The organism is Leuconostoc sp. S50 (assembly GCF_016624925.1).
GTDB classification, from domain to species: Bacteria; Bacillota; Bacilli; order Lactobacillales; family Lactobacillaceae; genus Leuconostoc; species Leuconostoc pseudomesenteroides.
On sequence record NZ_JACVUE010000010.1, the window covers coordinates 1 to 17,213 of the forward strand.

A 17,213-nucleotide genomic window follows, 5' to 3' on the forward strand; every position below is an offset into this window, starting at 1 on the left:
GACAGCTTGGCAGTGGCATCAGAGCCACCCTAAGGGCTATGATGATCATCATAATGACTAGCTGTTTAGTGATAAACCTACAATGAAAGAGAACATCAACGAATGCGTGAACGCATTTGGTTGATGTTTTTTATTTTGATACACGGTCAATATTACGCTTATAATTAGTAAGTCGTATTACTTGCGTTTATAATGTAATAGTGTATAGTATTGACTATACACTAACAAAAAGTAAGAGGAATAAAAGCTATGGGGACAAATATTCGCGGTATTCACCACTTAACAACGATTACTTCCGATTCGCCTAAGATTTGGGACTTTTTTACGAATAAATTGGGATTGCACTTAATTAAAAAAACGGTTAATCAAGACGATGTTCGTACGTATCATCTTTATTTTTCTGATGACCAAGGCGAGGGTGGCTCTGTTTTGACATTTTTTGATTTTCCAGGGATCCAAAAAGCGGTTTTTGGTACTGATGAGATTTCAAGAACGTCTTTTAGAGTACCTTCTCAAGACTCATTTGCTTATTGGCAAGCGCGTTTTGATGAATTTGGTATTCGTTATGATTCTAAAACATACGAATTATTTGGTGCCACATACTTAAATTTTTATGATTTTGATGATCAACGGTATGCTTTGATCGCCGACGATACCAATCCGCGTCACAATGAATTGACGGTGCCACACACGCCATGGCGACATTCTTCGGTGGATCCACAACATGCGATTGTGGGTTTAGGACCAGAATTGCTGACAATTAACAATCATGATGCAATGGATATGGTCTTAACCAAAGTAATGGGTGCTGAAAAAATTGATACCAAAGGCGATTATGCGTTGTATGAATTTGATCACGGCGGTTATGGTGCGCAGGTCATCACTTTGCTTTCTCGTATCATTCCGCGCGGTTTACAAGGATTCGGTGGGCCTCACCATTTAGCATTTATTGTTGATGATGAAGAAGCATTAAACTTTTGGATTAAGCGTCTACAAGAATTAGGATTTCAAGATTCAGGATTTGTTGATCGTTTTTATTTTAAATCAGAATATTTCCAACCAACGCCAGGTATTTTGTTTGAATTAGCGACAAACGGACCAGGTTTCTTAGTAGATGAAACTTATGAAGAAGCTGGTGTTCATCTTGAATTGCCACCTTTTCTAGAGGATATGCGAACACAAATTGAGGCTAATTTGGTTGACTTTAATAGTCCTAAAAATTAATATGACAGACAAACGGCTCATCAATGAATGGGCCGTTTTGTAGCATAAAGGAGTTCATTATGGTTGATACGAATGATAGTATGATTAAGCAGAATTTCAATGATGTGCACCATTTATTTATTGCTGGTAATCCAGATTTACCGACGGTTGTATTGCTACATGGCACAGGAGGTGATGAAAATGACTTAGTGCCTATTGCTAAATATTTGGCACCAAATCATCCAATTTTAGCTATTAGAGGTCGTGTTTTAGAAAATGGCTATCATCGTTTTTTTGAACGATATGCTGAAGGCAAATTTAATTTAGTATCACTTGATAAACAGACAGCTTGGTTGGTGAAATCAGTGAGTGAATTATTAACAAAATATGATTTGAACACATCGCCAGCGTTCGCGCTTGGATTGTCAAATGGTGCCAATATTGCTTTGCATGCGCTGTTAACACATCCAGAAACACCATTCAAGAATGTCATGGCACTACATGCGATGCAATTAACGCCCATTGCAGAGCCGGCCAATTTGCAAGGCAGTCATGTTTTTTTATCGCACGGTAATTTTGACCCTATTGTACCGCGTGACAGTTTTGATGCGCTAGTCGATAACTTGACCCAAGCAAAAGCATTAGTGACCGTTTTTCGTTTGAATCAATCTCATGTTATTTCCAGTGAAGAATTACAGGCGGCTAAAATTTGGCTTCAGGCTAACAATATTGATGAGGCGTGATATTTGACGGGATGACTTTGCTGTGTAAAATTAAGAGATATGAACATTAGAATTTTTGTTGGTTTTAGATAACTAAAGGAGGATAGCAATTATGAAAGAATCTGATGAAGCGTTGCGTGCACGTTTAACACCGGAGCAATATGAAGTAACCCAACATGCTGCCACTGAACGTGCTTTTACAGGTAAATATGATCAGTGGTGGGACGACGGCATTTTTGTTGATGTTGTGAGTGGTGAACCGTTGTTTAGCTCTACTGATAAATATGATGCCGGCTGTGGTTGGCCTGCTTTTACTCAGGGCATTGACGAGCACCACATTAAGCGGCACGTTGATTACTCGTTTGGTATGACACGAACGGAGGTAACGTCCAAAGAAGCCGGATCGCATTTAGGGCATGTCTTCACTGATGGTCCTGTTGAAAAAGGTGGTCTGCGATATTGCATTAATTCGGCCAGTTTGCGATTTGTCCCCAAGGCGGATTTACAAAAAGAGGGTTACGGCCAATATATGTCATTGTTTGAAAATTAAATGACGTTCTGATTACTTGACGATACTTTCTCTGCGCTAACTGTTATAATGGTAGAAAATAATATATAATGTGGGAGAATTCACATGGCTGAGGAGACAGTCTCACGTCGATTTTGGCGTTATTTCAATCCAAAAAATATCGTTAGCGAACTATTATATGGTTGGACATTAGCTGAAGGCACGCTGTTTATCGTTTTGGTAGCACTACAAGGACTCGTATGGGGACTGGGTGTTGCACATAGTCATACGTTTGATTGGTTTGGCTTGACGACAGGGTTGATGAATATCATTACAGTAATACTGGTGGCCAAAGGTCGCATCACGAACTACTTTTGGGGTTTGATTTATTCTGTGATGTATATGCCACTCGCATTTCAATCACAGTTATTCGGAGAAGTGGCATTGAGTGCTTTCTGGGTTGTCATGCAGTTTGTTGGTATTGCGGCGTGGTTAGGATTTATGAAACGAGACCAGATCACCCAAAAAGACAAGCAAGACGTTGTTGCAACCAAGTATATGACCCCGAAACAATGGCTATTTGTCATACCAGTTTTTCTCGTTATCCTTGGTATTGTTGGACTGATTTTACAACAAGCAGGTTCCCGTCAACCCTATATGGATGGCTTGACAACCACGATTTCCATGGGTGCCCAAATTTTACAAACCGCTAAGTTTGCGGAATCTTGGTATGCGTGGTTGCTATTTGATATCGTGGAAATCGTACTTTGGGCGCGTGCATGGACTGGACATGCTGATCCCAGTGCTTTTGCCATGTTGGGTATGAATTTAGCATTGACTGTTAATGCTATTTACGGTATTATTCAGTGGCGCAAATTAACTAAAAAGGAATAGCAACATTTTCAATTAAGTGCTGCAAAATTAAATAACATCATGATTACAATTGCAGGTAATTTATATAAAGATGATTTAGAAGGTCACAAAATCGGCGTGTTTTTTGGCACATTAGCTCCAATGCATGTCGGCCATCAAGCTGAAATTTATAAAGCAGCGGCTTTAAATGACGGCGTAGTTGTTATTGCATCAGGTTATACAGGTGACCGTGGTTATCAAATGGGACTACCTGTTGAAAAGCGCTTCCGTTATTTGCGAGAGGCGTTCAGTGATGAAACAGACATTAAAGTAGATTACATTAATGAAGATGATATCCCACAAATGCCAAATGGTTGGGATGAGTGGACTAACCGTTTGGTTGAGACTGTCAAGCGCAATATTGTGGACGAACAGGCCCAAATCACTTTTTACACAGGTGAAGCTGATTATAAAGTTGAGTTGGAAAAACGCTTGCCACAAACCGGTCAATTCAAAGTTAGTTTGATGGATCGCACTGTTTTAAAAATTTCAGGAACAGAGATTCGTCAAGATCCAATTGGTAACTGGGATTATATTAACCGAGTCTTTCGACGCCATTTTACAAAGAAAGTCACGATCATGGGATCGGCTTCTACTGGCAAATCAACGCTTGTGAGGCGTTTGGCAAGAACGAGTAATTCACCATTTTCTGAGGAATATGCTCGTGAATATCAAGAACGCTCTAATGTGAGTGATGATGAACTAGTTGTGAAGGACTACATTCGTCTGATTCAAGGTCAATATGATGCTAATTCAAAAGAAATCAATTCACCCGCTAATAACGGGTTAACAATTTTTGATACAGATGCCATGGTCACCAAAGTTTACGCGGATATGTGGTTGAGCAAGGAAGATAATGCGCAATTGCAACCATTGTTTGATAATACAATTGGTGAGGAATTAATTGATTTAATTTTAGTAATTCCACCAGTGACACCGTATGTAGATGATGGATTCCGTAATATGGATAGTGCTGATGATGACACACGTTGGCAATTCCATAATCAACTCATGCAAGTAATTGAAGATTATGGCTTTATGGATAAAGTTGTGATGTTAGATGCGCAGGGTGGTAGCGAGGATCCCTATGGCTATTATGCGCGTTATTTGCAGGCGTTAAATGCCATTCAAGAACGTACAGGATTTAACATCAAGCATATTTAAAAGATAGCAGACAAATGTTTTGTCTGCTTTTTATTTTGTTGGATGAAGTGATTTGCCAGCTCTGTTAAAATAGAGATATGAAGAAACAATATGCACAAATCATTGTTGATGTGCCAACAATGCAAACAGATCAACCTTATACATATGTCATTCCTGAAGAAATGATTGATCAAATTTTACCTGGCATGCGTGTTACGGTACCTTTTGGACGTCGAAAAGTGATGGGATTTGTGATTGGTATTCGTGCGACGACCGATTTGTTAGAAGATCAATTGCGATCATTGACAACAATTTTAGATTTGTCACCGGTTTTAAACACAGAATTGTTGTCGTTGTCTGATTATTTAGCGGATGAAACCTTTGCCTTTAGAATTTCGATTTTACAAACCATGTTGCCCAATGCCCTAAAAGCAGACTATCAACATTTTATAAAAATAGTCGGTAAGGTCAGTGATGACGTCGCTAATCGACTATTCATGGGATTGACTGAAATTGAGTTTCATGCTAGTCAATATAGCGACAAGGATTTGGCTACGCTAGCCAAACTCCGCCGTCAACATAGTATCGAAGTTAGAATTGAAGTCAATGATCGGGCAAAAGTAAAAACACAGTTAGCTTATCAATTTAGTCAAAATGTCACGATGTTAAAGACGGCGCAACGGTCATTGCGATCAACAGCTAAAAAGCAGGCGCAACTGATAGCATTCATTTTGCAGCATGTCGGTGAGACATGGCTAAAAAAAGAATTGCAAGAAATCTTACCGGTTAGTGATGCAACATTGGCACATGCCGTGACACAGGAATGGCTTGTCAAAAAACAAGTTGAGGCATTACGCGATCCGTTTAAAGCAATGGTACAAAAAAGTGACCCGTTAGATTTAAACGATGAGCAACAGCAAGCTTTTGATCGTATTTCAGCCTCAGCTGATTTACATCGTTTTGCGCCTTTTTTGCTGGAAGGCATTACTGGCTCAGGCAAAACTGAAGTATATTTGCAGGTGGCACAACACGTGTTAAAGCAGGGCAAAACCGTGCTATTTTTGGTCCCTGAAATTGCCTTAACGCCACAAATGGTGCGACGTGTTAAAAGTCGTTTTGGAGAACAAACAGCTGTACTTCATTCAGGTTTAAGTGATGGCGAGCGCTATGATGAGTGGCGACGAATTGAACGGGGTGATGTGCAAATTGTCGTAGGGGCAAGGTCTGCAGTGTTTGCACCATTAGATAATCTTGGGCTTATTATTGTTGACGAAGAACATGAAACGACATATAAGCAGTCTGATAATCCTCGCTACAACGCCCGGGATGTGGCCTTGTGGCGTGGTGAATATTATCAAATCCCAGTTATTCTTGGTTCAGCAACACCGTCATTAGAGACACGAGCGCGCGCACAACGTGGCGTTTATGAACGTCTGACTTTAACACAAAGAGCCGGCGGAGCCAAACTGCCAAAGGTTGATGTCATTGACATGAAAGATACCTTGGCTGACGGTCCTGAAACGAATTTTTCTGCTGAATTGAAAGACAAAATTGCTGACCGGTTAAATAAAAAAGAGCAAATTGTTCTGATGCTTAATCGTCGCGGTTTTTCAAGTTTTGTCATGTGTCGTGATTGTGGCTTTGTACCACGGGATCCTAATTGTAATTTAGCAATGACGTTGCACATGGATTCGCACACGTTAAAATGTCATTATTGTGGTCATGAGGAGTCTATCCCAACAGTTTGCCCGAATTGTGGGTCAAAACGCATTCGCTATTACGGTACTGGTACGGAAAAGGTGGCTGTTGAACTAGCTGAGCTTTTCCCAAAAGCACGTGTGATTCGAATGGATCAAGATACGACTCGAAAAAAGGGTAGTATGGACAAATTACTAGAAAAATTTGGACGTCATGAAGCTGATATTTTACTAGGCACGCAAATGATTGCCAAGGGATTAGACTTTCCAGATGTCACTTTGGTCGGTGTTTTAAATGCAGACACAGCGTTGGGATTACCTGATTTTCACGCCAGTGAACGCACCTTTCAACTGTTAACGCAAGTCAGCGGGCGAGCAGGTCGCGCTCAAAAAAGTGGGGAAGTTGTCGTCCAAACTTTTAACCCGCAGCACTATGCAATTGTTTTTGCTCAGCAGCATGATTATGAAGGGTTTTATCATCAAGAAATGCGCGCGCGACATGCCGGTAATTACTCACCGTATTACTACACTGTTCAAATTCAAGCCAGTCATTCTGATGAAAATCAAGCAGCTTTGCAAATGCTACAAGTTGCACGTTGGTTACGTGCACATGTTGATCAAGACGTTATTGTTTTAGGACCATCGCCAAAACCGATTGCCAAAATGCGCAATCGTTATTATTTCCAAATCATTCTCAAGTTTAAACAGCGAGATATGGTCGACAATTTATTGAAGACTTTACAAAATCGTTCACAAAATGCAAAAGGTGATTTGCTTCTCAGTATTGACCGTGAACCAGTCTCATTTATGTGATGTGATATAATAAAGAAAAACAAATACCCGCAGTTAAACGGGTATTTTTGTTGGGTGACAATTTAATTTTTAAGTCGAGGTAAATTAATGAGCTATACGGTTGTTTTTATGGGCACTCCCAAGTTTGCGGTGCCAATATTGGAAGCATTATTGGCCGATAATCAATATGAAGTGAAGGGGGTTGTCACTCAGCCAGATCGACCAAAAGGTCGGCGGCATGAATTGACGCCCAGCCCTGTTAAAGAAGCAGCGATGGTACATGGTGTTCGTGTTTTGCAGCCCGAAAAAATTAGCGGTTCTCCAGAAATGCAACAAGTCATTGACTGGCAACCCGATTTCATTGTGACGGCAGCTTTTGGACAATTTTTACCGGAAAAAATGTTGTCAGCCGCTCGAATTGCTGCAGTGAACACCCATGCCTCATTATTACCAAAATATCGTGGCGGCGCGCCTGTCCATTATGCAATCATGAATGGCGATCAAGAAACTGGCGTTTCCATAATGTACATGGTCAAAAAAATGGACGCTGGGGATGTGATTGATGTTGTTAAAGTGCCGATTACTGCCAATGACAATGTGGGCACAATGTTTGAAAAGTTGAGCTTAGCCGGTCGTGATTTGTTAATGGCGACACTGCCGAAAATCGCTAATGGCGACATTCAACCAGTGGTGCAAGATGAAGCTGAGGTGACTTTTGCACCCAATATTCCTCATGATTTGCAAAACTTGCATTTTGAAAACGAGACGGCACAACAACTTGACTGGCATATTCGTGGTCTTTATCCCACGCATCCTGCCTACATTCAAGTTGGCTCACAACGTGTAAAATTAATTGATGTCACACCACAGCTTGATACAACAACACAAGCACCGGGTACTGTTGTGGCCAAAACAAAAAAATCATTATCTATCGCAGCAGCAAATGGTACTGTGATTACAGTTAATCAATTACAACCAGCTGGTAAATCAAAAATGGCAATTAGTGATTATTTAAATGGTGCTGGGAAAAATCTTGAAGTAGGGGAACAATGGGTAACAAAACATGAGCGATAAACGAGTATACAGTGATAATCCTCGGGTTTTAGCGGTGCAAACGTTAGCTAAAATTAAAAATGGTGCTTATTCTAATTTGCAACTGAACCAAGTTATCAAGCAACATCATTTAGGTGAAGCAGATACACGACTATTAACGACATTGGTTTATGGTGTCATTCAACATCGTTTAACTTTCGATTATTGGCTAACTCCTTTTGTCAAAAATAAAAAAATTGATTCATGGGTTACGGAGTTGCTTTATACCGCATTATTTCAAATGGTCTATTTGGATAAAATTCCGCAACACGCTATTTTTAATGAGTCAATTGAAGTGGCTAAAGTCATGGGACATGTTGGAACAGCTAAATTTGTCACAGCAATATTGCATAATATTGATCGTCAAGGCTTACAATCAACAACTGATATTTCAGATACAGTGACACGCCTGTCGGTTGAAGCAAGCCTACCCGTCTGGTTAATTGAGACGTTGATAAATCAAAATGGTGAAACTAAAACACGCCAAATTGTTGCCACAATTAATGATGCGCCATCACAATCTGTACGTGTTAACACTACTTTGACTAATGATAACGAGGTTAAGGCTGCACTGGAAGCAGAGAATTTCACAGCAATAGCATCAAAAGTTGCTGCTCACGCTTTTGTCGTTAATGGTGGTCATGTTGCAAGTTCAAAGGCTTATCAAGATGGTCTTGTGACAATACAAGATGAAAGTGCAATGTTGCCGGTGGAAAGTTTGCAACTGACAGAAAACGTCAAAAATATTTTAGATGCTGCTGCAGCACCGGGCGGTAAAACCACACAAATTGCACAATATATCGCTGATGATGCTAAAGTATTAGCGCTGGATATTCATGAACACAAAATCAAGCTGATCCAACATAATGCTGAGCGCATGCATTTGTCCGATAAAATTAAAACACGTGTGCTTGACGCTCGCAAAGTGCCTGAACAAATTGATCAACAATTTGATCGGATTTTAGTTGATGCACCATGTTCTGGTTTTGGTTTATTACGCCGTAAACCTGAAATTAGATATGATAAAACACTAGCTGATGTTGAAAGTCTATCACGCTTACAACTCGCAATTTTGAATTCAGTTAGCAAAAACCTTGCAAAAAATGGTATCATGGTTTACAGTACTTGTACAATTTTGCGTCAAGAAAATGACGATGTTGTGACAAGCTTTTTGAATGACAATCCAAATTTTGAATTGATACCAACAGAAACATCACAAAATCTCAAAGGAAATAGACATGAGAAAGTCTTGCATGTTTATCCTGATGATTATCATACTGATGGTTTCTTTGTTGCAGTACTGAGGAAAAAATAATCTATGGCAATTGCCTATCATACTGATCCTGGGGCAAAGCGTCCAGATAATCAAGACTATGTTGGTGCTTTCACCAATAGTTTTGGGCGAACGATGGTTATTGTAGCAGACGGCGTCACATCCAATGAGGGTGGTGAAGTCGCCAGTGCGATGACCGTAGAACATTTTGGACATGCATGGGAAAGTAGCCAACTTGAAACAATTGTACCAACAATTGAATGGCTTAAAAATCAAACAATAATTGAAAATCAAACGATTCTAGAAGCGGGGCAACGATTTGAGGAACTGTCAGAGATGGCAACAACTCTTGTATTAGCTGTACTATTTGATGATCAGGTTGTCGTTGCTAATTTAGGTGATTCGAAAGCCTTTTTGTTACACGGAAATGAGCTCACGCAATTATCCTTTGATCATACACTGAAAAATGAGATGATACGTAGCGGTGCCCTATCGACAGAAAGTGCTAGCAATTTACCAAATGCACGGAGCGTGACCCGTTTTCTAGGCGTTGATCAACATGCAATTTTAGAAGTTATTCAGCATGAGTTTGTTGGAGAGGATATGCTCTTTTTGACAACAGACGGTATTACAAAAGTATTAACACAAGATGAAATAAAAGCAACAATGCGTTTAGAGGCATCATTAGATATCAGAGTGTTTGATATGATTCAACAAGCAAATAACCATGGTGCGCCAGATAACGTGACGGCGGTGCTCGTTACACATGAAAAGGATTAAAAATGTTACCTGATACATTAGTTGACAATCGATATCTTATTATTAAATCACTTGGCGGTGGTGGCATGGCCAATGTTTATTTGGCGCATGATGAGTTTTTAGATCGTGACGTGACATTTAAAATGATGCGCCTTGATATGCAAGCTGACGCTGATTTGGCAAAACGTTTTCAACATGAGGCTTTGGCAGCTACCGAATTGGTTAATGACAATATTGTTCAAGTTTATGATGTTGGTGAGTATGAAGGCTCTCAATACATCGTTATGGAATATGTTGAAGGAACTGACTTAAAATCATACATTCAAGCACATTTTCCAATTCCCTATCAACAAGTTGTTGATATTATGTTGCAGGTTCTGAACGCAGTCCAAGCAGCCCACGATGCAGATATTATTCATCGGGATCTCAAACCACAAAATATTCTGATTGATGCACAAAATAAAGTTAAAATCACTGATTTTGGGATTGCTATTGCTAAATCAGAACAGGATTTAACACAAACAAATACGGTCATTGGATCTGTTCATTACCTATCACCAGAACAAACACGGGGTGGCATGGCTTCAACAAAGTCTGACATCTATGCGTTGGGTGTTATGCTTTACGAAATGCTAACACAGCATGTGCCATATGAAGGCGATACACCCGTTGCGGTAGCACTTAAACATGCGGCGGCTGATATGCCATCTGTTCGTGATTTTGACCCAAGGATTCCGCAGGCTTTAGAAAATGTCATTTTAAAAGCAACCGCGAAAAAGCCACAGGATCGCTATCTTAATGCGGCGGCTATGTCGGAAGACATCAGGACATCATTGTCACCAAGGCGAACACATGAGTCACGTTTTGCACCAATGACAGATGCTGACGATGAAACTAGAATTATTCCAATGGCTCAAATCCAGGATCAACTGAAAACCGGTGTCTCATCAGTAAATGTACTACCAGATGAGGCCCCAGAAGAACCCTCTATTAAAGATCGTATTATTGAATATGCTAAAAAAGGTTATAATGTCAAAGAAATTGCTAAAGTTGTAGACCGTACACCTGCCTATGTAAGATCAGTATTACGAGGCGAGGGCATTAAGTACCGCGAAAGCAAAACGGGTAAAATTGTGGCGTTACTTGCAATTGTGTTGGTTGCTGTAATTAGTTTTTTGGTTGTTTTACAAATTCAAGCCAATAAAACGACCGTGCCTGATGTGGTGGATTTAACTCAAAGTCAGGCAGAAAGTAAGATTAAAAAGGCTGGCTTAAATGTTGGCACGGTGACATCCACGACTTCCAAGTCAATCAAAAAAGGTAATGTCGTCCGTTCAACACCAACTGATGGTGCTGATGCCAAAAAAGGGGATACTGTTAATTTGATAGTTTCCTCTGGTCGTGCAAAAGTCCGTTTTGGTGATTATGTCGGTTCTGATTATGATATGACAGCCACCCAGCTGCGGACACAAGGCTACGAAGTACAAAAGACATCTCAAGCCTCAGATACTATTGCTTCTGGATCAATTATTGCACAGTCAGTTTCTGCCAATGACAAAGTTGATCCAACTGAAACGACAGTTAAATTTACAGTCTCAACTGGGCCTGAAAAGATTACGGTACCTGATTTCACCAAGTCAAGTACGCAAGATGACGTGCAAAATTGGGCAGCACAAAACGGAATTACGGTCAACGTTAATACCACCTATTCAAATTCCGTTAAAAAAGACCATGTTATTAGCCAGTCAATTCGCGGTGGTTCAAAAATCACAAGGGATAATACATTATTAGTGACCATTTCACAAGGACCAGAACAATCTAGCTCAAGTAGTAGCTCATCTAGTTCGAGTTCCTCATCTAGTGATGACTCAAGTGATGAAAGTAGTCAATCTTCATCTTCTAGTAGTTCGGGTAATTCTTAAATAAATTAGTGAGTAAAAGTCGATTATATCGACTTTTTTTGTTATGATTATGTTATGAAAACAGGACGCATTATACGCTCTTTGAGCGGTTACTATGATATACAATTAGATGGTACCGAAGAAATTCAACGAACGCGTGCCCGTGGCGAATTTCGCAACTCAAAGCAAAAGCCATTGGTTGGTGATTTTGTTGATTTTGAAAGTGATCGTGACGAAGGTCTGATTTGGGCTATTCATGATCGGCGAAACGTTCTCGTCCGTCCGCCGGTTGCTAATATTGATATTGCTGTGATTGTCACAGCAGTAAAAGAACCAAATTTTACAGCTAACTTGCTTGATAGACAATTAGTCGCCTTGGAAGCTGCCGGTGTGGACCCACTAATTTATTTTTCGAAATTCGATTTACTTTCATCTGAAGAGCGTCAAAGGATGAAACAAGTTGTTCAAGACTATCGTCAAATTGGCTATCCAGTGATTGAATCAACAGCACCCAACGCGTTTGACCAATTGAAAGCTGAGTTGCAAGACAAAGTTTCAGTTTTCATGGGTCAAACTGGTGCAGGTAAATCAACGTTGTTGAATCATTTATCTCCAAACCTTGGTCTTGAAACAGGAGAGGTCTCAAAAGCACTAAGCCGTGGTAAACATACAACGCGTCAAGTCACTCTCATTCGGGTTGATGACGCCTTGATCGCTGATACACCAGGATTTTCGTCGTACGAAGTCTTCGATTTTTCCGCTGAGACTTTAGACGATTTTTTTCCGGAATTTGTTGCAGTTCGTTCGAATTGTCGCTTTCGTGGCTGTTTACATCTAAATGAACCAGCTTGTGCAGTAAAAGAAGCTGTGACAGTTGGCACAATTTCTCAGTCAAGGTATAATAGTTATAAAGCGTTTTACCAACTGATAAAAGCGCAAAAACCAAAATATAAAACAGATAACTAAAAGGGGACATAAACATGTCAGGAATTATTTCACCATCTATTTTGAGTGCCGATTATACTAATTTAGAGCGCGACGTTAAGCTCGTTGAAGCAGCAGGCGCAGAATACTTACACATTGATGTTATGGATGGCAGTTTTGTGCCAGCTATTTCTTACGGTCCAAACTGGGTTAAACAATTACGTCCGGAAACAGACTTGGTGTTAGACGTCCATTTGATGATTGTTAATCCAGAACGCTTTGTTGATGATTTTGCTGATGCGGGTGCCGACATCATCGGTGTTCATGTTGAAGCTACACCACATATTCATCGTGCTTTACAAATGATCAAAAACAAAGGTGTCAAAGCTGAAGTTGTTATTAATCCCGGTACACCTGTGTCAGCGATTGAATCAGTTCTTGATATGGTCGACCAAGTATTAGTCATGACTGTTAATCCAGGATTTGGTGGTCAAAAGTTTTTGCCATCTACAATTGAAAAAATTGCGCAATTAAAAGTTTTCCGTGATGCTCGTGGTCTTGACTTTGATATTGAAATTGATGGTGGCGTGAATAATGAAACGATTGCTACGGCCTATGAAGCGGGGGCTAATGTTTTTGTTGCCGGATCGTATGTGTATGATAAAGTTGATCCCGCTGCAAAAATTGCCATTTTGAAAGAACTGACTAAATAATGCAAATTAATATTTTAGCAGGCGGACCAGTCGATTTGTGGCCAAAAAATTTATTCAATGAGCCTGGTGTGTGGATTGGCGCTGATCGTGGGGCTTGGTACCTTTATCAACATCGTGTAGCAATGATGTTAGCAGTTGGTGATTTTGATTCTTTGACATCAGCTGAATTTGAGGCGCTGCAAGAACATATTACCGCTGAAAATATTGTCCATGTTCGTGCTGAAAAAGATGAAACAGATACAGAGCTGGCGATTATGTTTGCACAAAAACAAGCGGTGTCTCGTATTAAAGTTTTTGGCGCCACAGGTGGTAGATTGGATCATTTATTAAGCAATTTATGGCTAATGGCTGACCCAAAGTTTGATGATGTCGTTGAAAAACTTGAAATCATTGATCAAACCAACAGCGTGACTTTTTTGAAGGCTGGTCATCATAGTGTTTTAAAGCAGAAAAACAGTCATTATCTTGGTTTTATGCCGATTAATGACGTCAAAAATTTTAAAATTATCGACGCAAAATATCCGTTGACACTAACAGAAAATAAGTATAAAATGTGGTCATCAAATGAATTCTTAAATGATAGGGTTCACGTCAGTTTTGATACGGGTATTATCATGGTGACGCAATCCATAGATAGGAGTTAACATGGCAGTAAAGACAGTAGAAGATGCAACTTTTGAAGCAGCAACAAATGAAGGTGTTAGTATTACAGATTTTTGGGCGACTTGGTGTGGCCCATGTCGCATGCAATCACCTGTGCTAGAAGCATTATCAGATGAAGTTGACAATGTGGAATTCGTCAAGATGGATGTGGATCAGAATCCTCAAACACCCTCTGAATTCGGCATTAGGGCAATTCCAACACTTCTTGTTAAAAAAGATGGTGAAGTTGTGGAACGCCTAACAGGTTTTCATAATAAACAACAGTTGGCAGATATTTTGTCAAAATACACGAATTAACTTGTCAAAAGGTTAAAATTCTGGTAAAATTTAATATTGTTGTAGAAAGAGCTTAAAAAATAAATGGCTCGAAAAGGAGGGTCGAACATGGCAAAAGATGCTATTACTGGTGCACGCACACGCTTCGGTAACCAACGTTCACACGCGTTGAACTCAAGCCGTCGCAGCTGGAAGCCAAACTTGCAAAAAGTTACGGTAAAAATCAACGGTGCCGCACCAAAGAAGGTTTACTTGACGGCGCGTACTTTGAAGGCCGGATTAAAGAACGGTTCAATCGAACGCGTTTAAAACACGTTTTGTTGGTTCGCCAATATCGTGAGACCACCGCATGGTGGTTTTTTTGTTCACAGTTAAGTGCTAATTAAGTCGGCTATGGTTATTTAGAAGCCGTATAGGCGTAATATCAATTTTCTATGGTAAAATAGTATTTAACGAACCTTTGGTAAGGAGGAAAAGTGTGTTATTGTAAACGACAAAAGTAAAAGTCGTATTACAACGACGCATGGAATCAACTATGGCAATTAAAATGAAAACTAAAAACGGCGATATTACGCTAGAAAATGATGTCATTGCGACGATTGTGGGTGGTTCTGCAATTGAAAATCCTGGGGTTGTCGGCATGGCTTCCAAGGCTACTTTTCGAGATGGTGTTAATCAAATATTGAACCGTGAAAATTATGGTAAGGGTGTCGTTGTGCATCAAGAAAATAGTGGTGTCGGTGTTGATGTTTATTTAGTTGCTCAATATGGCACTAAACTATCAGAAATATCAAAGTCGGTTCAAGGTAAAGTCAAATATAATCTCGACGCATTATTGGGCATCCATGTCACTGAAGTTAATGTGATAGTTCAAGGTGTCCGCGTCAGTGACTAGGAGAGGTCATGTCAGTCAATTCACTCACAGTTATTACCAATGTAGAATTTGGTAAAATGATAAATGCTGCGTCAGCAGCACTTGCCGCAAATGCGGATAAAATCAATAAATTAAATGTATTCCCAGTGCCCGATGGTGACACTGGTACAAATATGAGCTTGTCGATGGCGAGTGGCGCACAATATGAGAGAGACGCGTTAGATACAAACATTGGTGCACTCGCTAAAGCAACGTCAAAAGGCTTACTAATGGGCGCTAGAGGTAACTCAGGCGTTATCTTGTCTCAAATTTTTCGTGGTTTTGCCAATAGCATGGCAGACAAAGAAACACTTTCAGCACGTGATTTAGCCGATGCTTTGATGGCTGGTGCACAAATTGCCTATAAGTCTGTCATGAAGCCAACAGAAGGCACAATTCTGACAGTTATTCGGGAAGCGGCTTCGAAAGCAAATAAGGTAGCAAACCAAACTGATGATGTTGTTGAGTTGATGGCTGCCGTTGAAGACGCAGCTCAGCAAGCTTTAAATAGCACACCCGATTTATTACCGGTGTTAAAAGAAGTTGGCGTTGTTGATTCAGGTGGCCAAGGACTCGTGTTTGTTTTGCAGGCGTTCTATCAAGTGCTAAGTGGCGATTTTAATGAAGAAGATATGAAAGCGCCGGATAATGCGGAACTTGATCAAATGGTCAAAGAACTACACGCTGGTGCTCAAGCCAATACCAATCTTGACCCTGCAGATATCAAGTATGGTTACTGTACAGAAGTCATGGTCCAAATTGGCAAGGGAACGACTTATGATCATCAATTTGATTATGATGAATTTTATAAGCATTTAGCGCAACTGGGTGACTCATTGTTAGTTATTAATGATGATGAAATTGTTAAAGTGCATGTTCATACAGAAAATCCAGGTGAAGTTATTAGCTGGGGTACGCACTTTGGGTCATTAGTCAAAGTGAAAGTTGATAACATGCGCGATCAGCAACAGGCTGTTATTGACGCCCAACGTGAGGATGAGGCACAGGCTGCTAAAATTTCTGAAATGACGATGCCTGTCCCTGAAACTGCCGTTATCGCCATCGCTGCTGGTGACGGTGTGGCCAAGTTGTTTAAGAGTCTAGGCGTTCATACGGTTATTTCTGGTGGGCAGACTATGAATCCTTCAACAGCAGACATTGTTGATGCAATTAAAGCAAGTGGTGCTAATCAAGCAGTGGTTTTGCCGAATAATAGTAATATTTTCATGGCAGCCGAACAAGCGATTGACCTAGCTGATGTGCCGGTACAAGTTGTTAAAACGCGTACCGTTCAGCAGGGTTTGACAGCAATGATGGGGTACAATCCTGAGGCTGAAGCATCCGAAAATGCCAATGCTATGTCAGACATGATTGATGATGTTAAATCAGCTCAAGTCACACAGGCAGTGCGTGATACGACACTAAACGGTGTTGAAATTCACAATGGCGATTGGATGGGAATCATTGACGGTGACATTCAAGTTGTGGCAGACTCAGCTGAAGATGCAGCGGAACAATCAGTCGAAAAAATGTTGGATGATGACTCGGAAATTGTGACGATTATTTTTGGTGCAGACACAAAAGAAAAAGCGGCTAATAAATTAGCAAAAAGCGTTTCTGCTATTGATGAAGATCTAGAAGTTGAAATTCACGATGGTGGACAGCCGTTGTATCCATTTTTAATTTCGGTAGAGTAAAAAAACATGAGTGAGAAATCACCCA

Annotated in this window: 17 protein-coding genes; all 17 read left to right on the forward strand. The window is 40.2% G+C overall.

From position 1 onward, the window contains the following. Positions 1-249: 249 nt before the first annotated feature. The 17 genes from IAE53_RS08355 to IAE53_RS08435 all read left to right on the forward strand — a co-directional run bounded on the left by IAE53_RS08355 (position 250) and on the right by IAE53_RS08435 (position 17,188). Positions 250-1,224, forward strand: a complete 975-nt coding sequence (locus tag IAE53_RS08355) for a ring-cleaving dioxygenase (protein WP_200136282.1) — start codon at positions 250-252, stop codon at positions 1,222-1,224. Positions 1,225-1,283: 59 nt separating this feature from the next. Continuing rightward, positions 1,284-1,946, forward strand: a complete 663-nt coding sequence (locus tag IAE53_RS08360) for an alpha/beta hydrolase (protein ID WP_188353020.1) — start codon at positions 1,284-1,286, stop codon at positions 1,944-1,946. 88 nt (positions 1,947-2,034) lie between these two features. Continuing rightward, positions 2,035-2,475 (forward strand): peptide-methionine (R)-S-oxide reductase MsrB, encoded by a 441-nt coding sequence (msrB, locus tag IAE53_RS08365; protein WP_148423723.1) that lies wholly within the window; start codon positions 2,035-2,037, stop codon positions 2,473-2,475. 84 nt (positions 2,476-2,559) lie between these two features. Next, the gene (gene pnuC / locus IAE53_RS08370) at positions 2,560-3,327 is read left to right on the forward strand and encodes a nicotinamide riboside transporter PnuC (RefSeq protein WP_148423724.1); all 768 of its coding nucleotides are present in this window, start codon (positions 2,560-2,562) and stop codon (positions 3,325-3,327) included. A 39-nt stretch (positions 3,328-3,366) separates the two neighbouring features. Further along, a complete protein-coding gene (locus IAE53_RS08375; protein ID WP_148423725.1) occupies positions 3,367-4,509 on the forward strand; it encodes a nicotinamide-nucleotide adenylyltransferase in 1,143 nt (380 codons plus the stop codon). A 77-nt stretch (positions 4,510-4,586) separates the two neighbouring features. Then, positions 4,587-6,998 carry a primosomal protein N' gene (gene priA / locus IAE53_RS08380; RefSeq protein WP_188353019.1) on the forward strand — a complete coding sequence of 804 codons (2,412 nt, stop codon included), beginning with the start codon at positions 4,587-4,589 and terminating at the stop codon, positions 6,996-6,998. An 87-nt stretch (positions 6,999-7,085) separates the two neighbouring features. Then, entirely contained in the window at positions 7,086-8,051 is a 966-nt protein-coding gene (gene fmt / locus IAE53_RS08385) for a methionyl-tRNA formyltransferase (protein WP_148423727.1), read from the forward strand. Continuing rightward, positions 8,041-9,384 carry a 16S rRNA (cytosine(967)-C(5))-methyltransferase RsmB gene (gene rsmB / locus IAE53_RS08390; protein ID WP_188353017.1) on the forward strand — a complete coding sequence of 448 codons (1,344 nt, stop codon included), beginning with the start codon at positions 8,041-8,043 and terminating at the stop codon, positions 9,382-9,384. Before fmt ends, rsmB begins: the two co-directional genes overlap by 11 nt. A 3-nt stretch (positions 9,385-9,387) precedes the next feature. Next, positions 9,388-10,122, forward strand: coding sequence for a protein phosphatase 2C domain-containing protein (locus IAE53_RS08395; RefSeq protein WP_188353016.1), 735 nt, complete (start codon positions 9,388-9,390; stop codon positions 10,120-10,122). A gap of 2 nt (positions 10,123-10,124) precedes the next feature. Beyond that, positions 10,125-12,023, forward strand: coding sequence for a Stk1 family PASTA domain-containing Ser/Thr kinase (gene pknB, locus IAE53_RS08400; protein WP_200136283.1), 1,899 nt, complete (start codon positions 10,125-10,127; stop codon positions 12,021-12,023). A gap of 54 nt (positions 12,024-12,077) precedes the next feature. Beyond that, positions 12,078-12,968: a ribosome small subunit-dependent GTPase A gene (rsgA, locus tag IAE53_RS08405; protein WP_188353014.1), complete on the forward strand. Its 891-nt coding sequence runs from the start codon at positions 12,078-12,080 to the stop codon at positions 12,966-12,968. Between the two features lie 14 nt (positions 12,969-12,982). Then, positions 12,983-13,639, forward strand: a complete 657-nt coding sequence (rpe, locus tag IAE53_RS08410; protein WP_200136284.1) for a ribulose-phosphate 3-epimerase — start codon at positions 12,983-12,985, stop codon at positions 13,637-13,639. Continuing rightward, positions 13,639-14,283 carry a thiamine diphosphokinase gene (locus tag IAE53_RS08415; protein WP_148423732.1) on the forward strand — a complete coding sequence of 215 codons (645 nt, stop codon included), beginning with the start codon at positions 13,639-13,641 and terminating at the stop codon, positions 14,281-14,283. The genes rpe and IAE53_RS08415 overlap by 1 nt, the downstream gene beginning before the upstream one ends. A 1-nt stretch (position 14,284) precedes the next feature. Further along, positions 14,285-14,599 (forward strand): thioredoxin, encoded by a 315-nt coding sequence (trxA, locus tag IAE53_RS08420; RefSeq protein ID WP_148423733.1) that lies wholly within the window; start codon positions 14,285-14,287, stop codon positions 14,597-14,599. A gap of 87 nt (positions 14,600-14,686) precedes the next feature. Beyond that, positions 14,687-14,887 carry a 50S ribosomal protein L28 gene (gene rpmB / locus IAE53_RS08425; protein WP_002815208.1) on the forward strand — a complete coding sequence of 67 codons (201 nt, stop codon included), beginning with the start codon at positions 14,687-14,689 and terminating at the stop codon, positions 14,885-14,887. A 226-nt stretch (positions 14,888-15,113) separates the two neighbouring features. Beyond that, complete coding sequence (locus IAE53_RS08430) at positions 15,114-15,473, forward strand: Asp23/Gls24 family envelope stress response protein (protein WP_010291951.1); 360 nt, start codon at positions 15,114-15,116, stop codon at positions 15,471-15,473. 8 nt (positions 15,474-15,481) lie between these two features. Then, positions 15,482-17,188 carry a DAK2 domain-containing protein gene (locus tag IAE53_RS08435; RefSeq protein ID WP_188353012.1) on the forward strand — a complete coding sequence of 569 codons (1,707 nt, stop codon included), beginning with the start codon at positions 15,482-15,484 and terminating at the stop codon, positions 17,186-17,188. Positions 17,189-17,213: the final 25 nt, after the last annotated feature.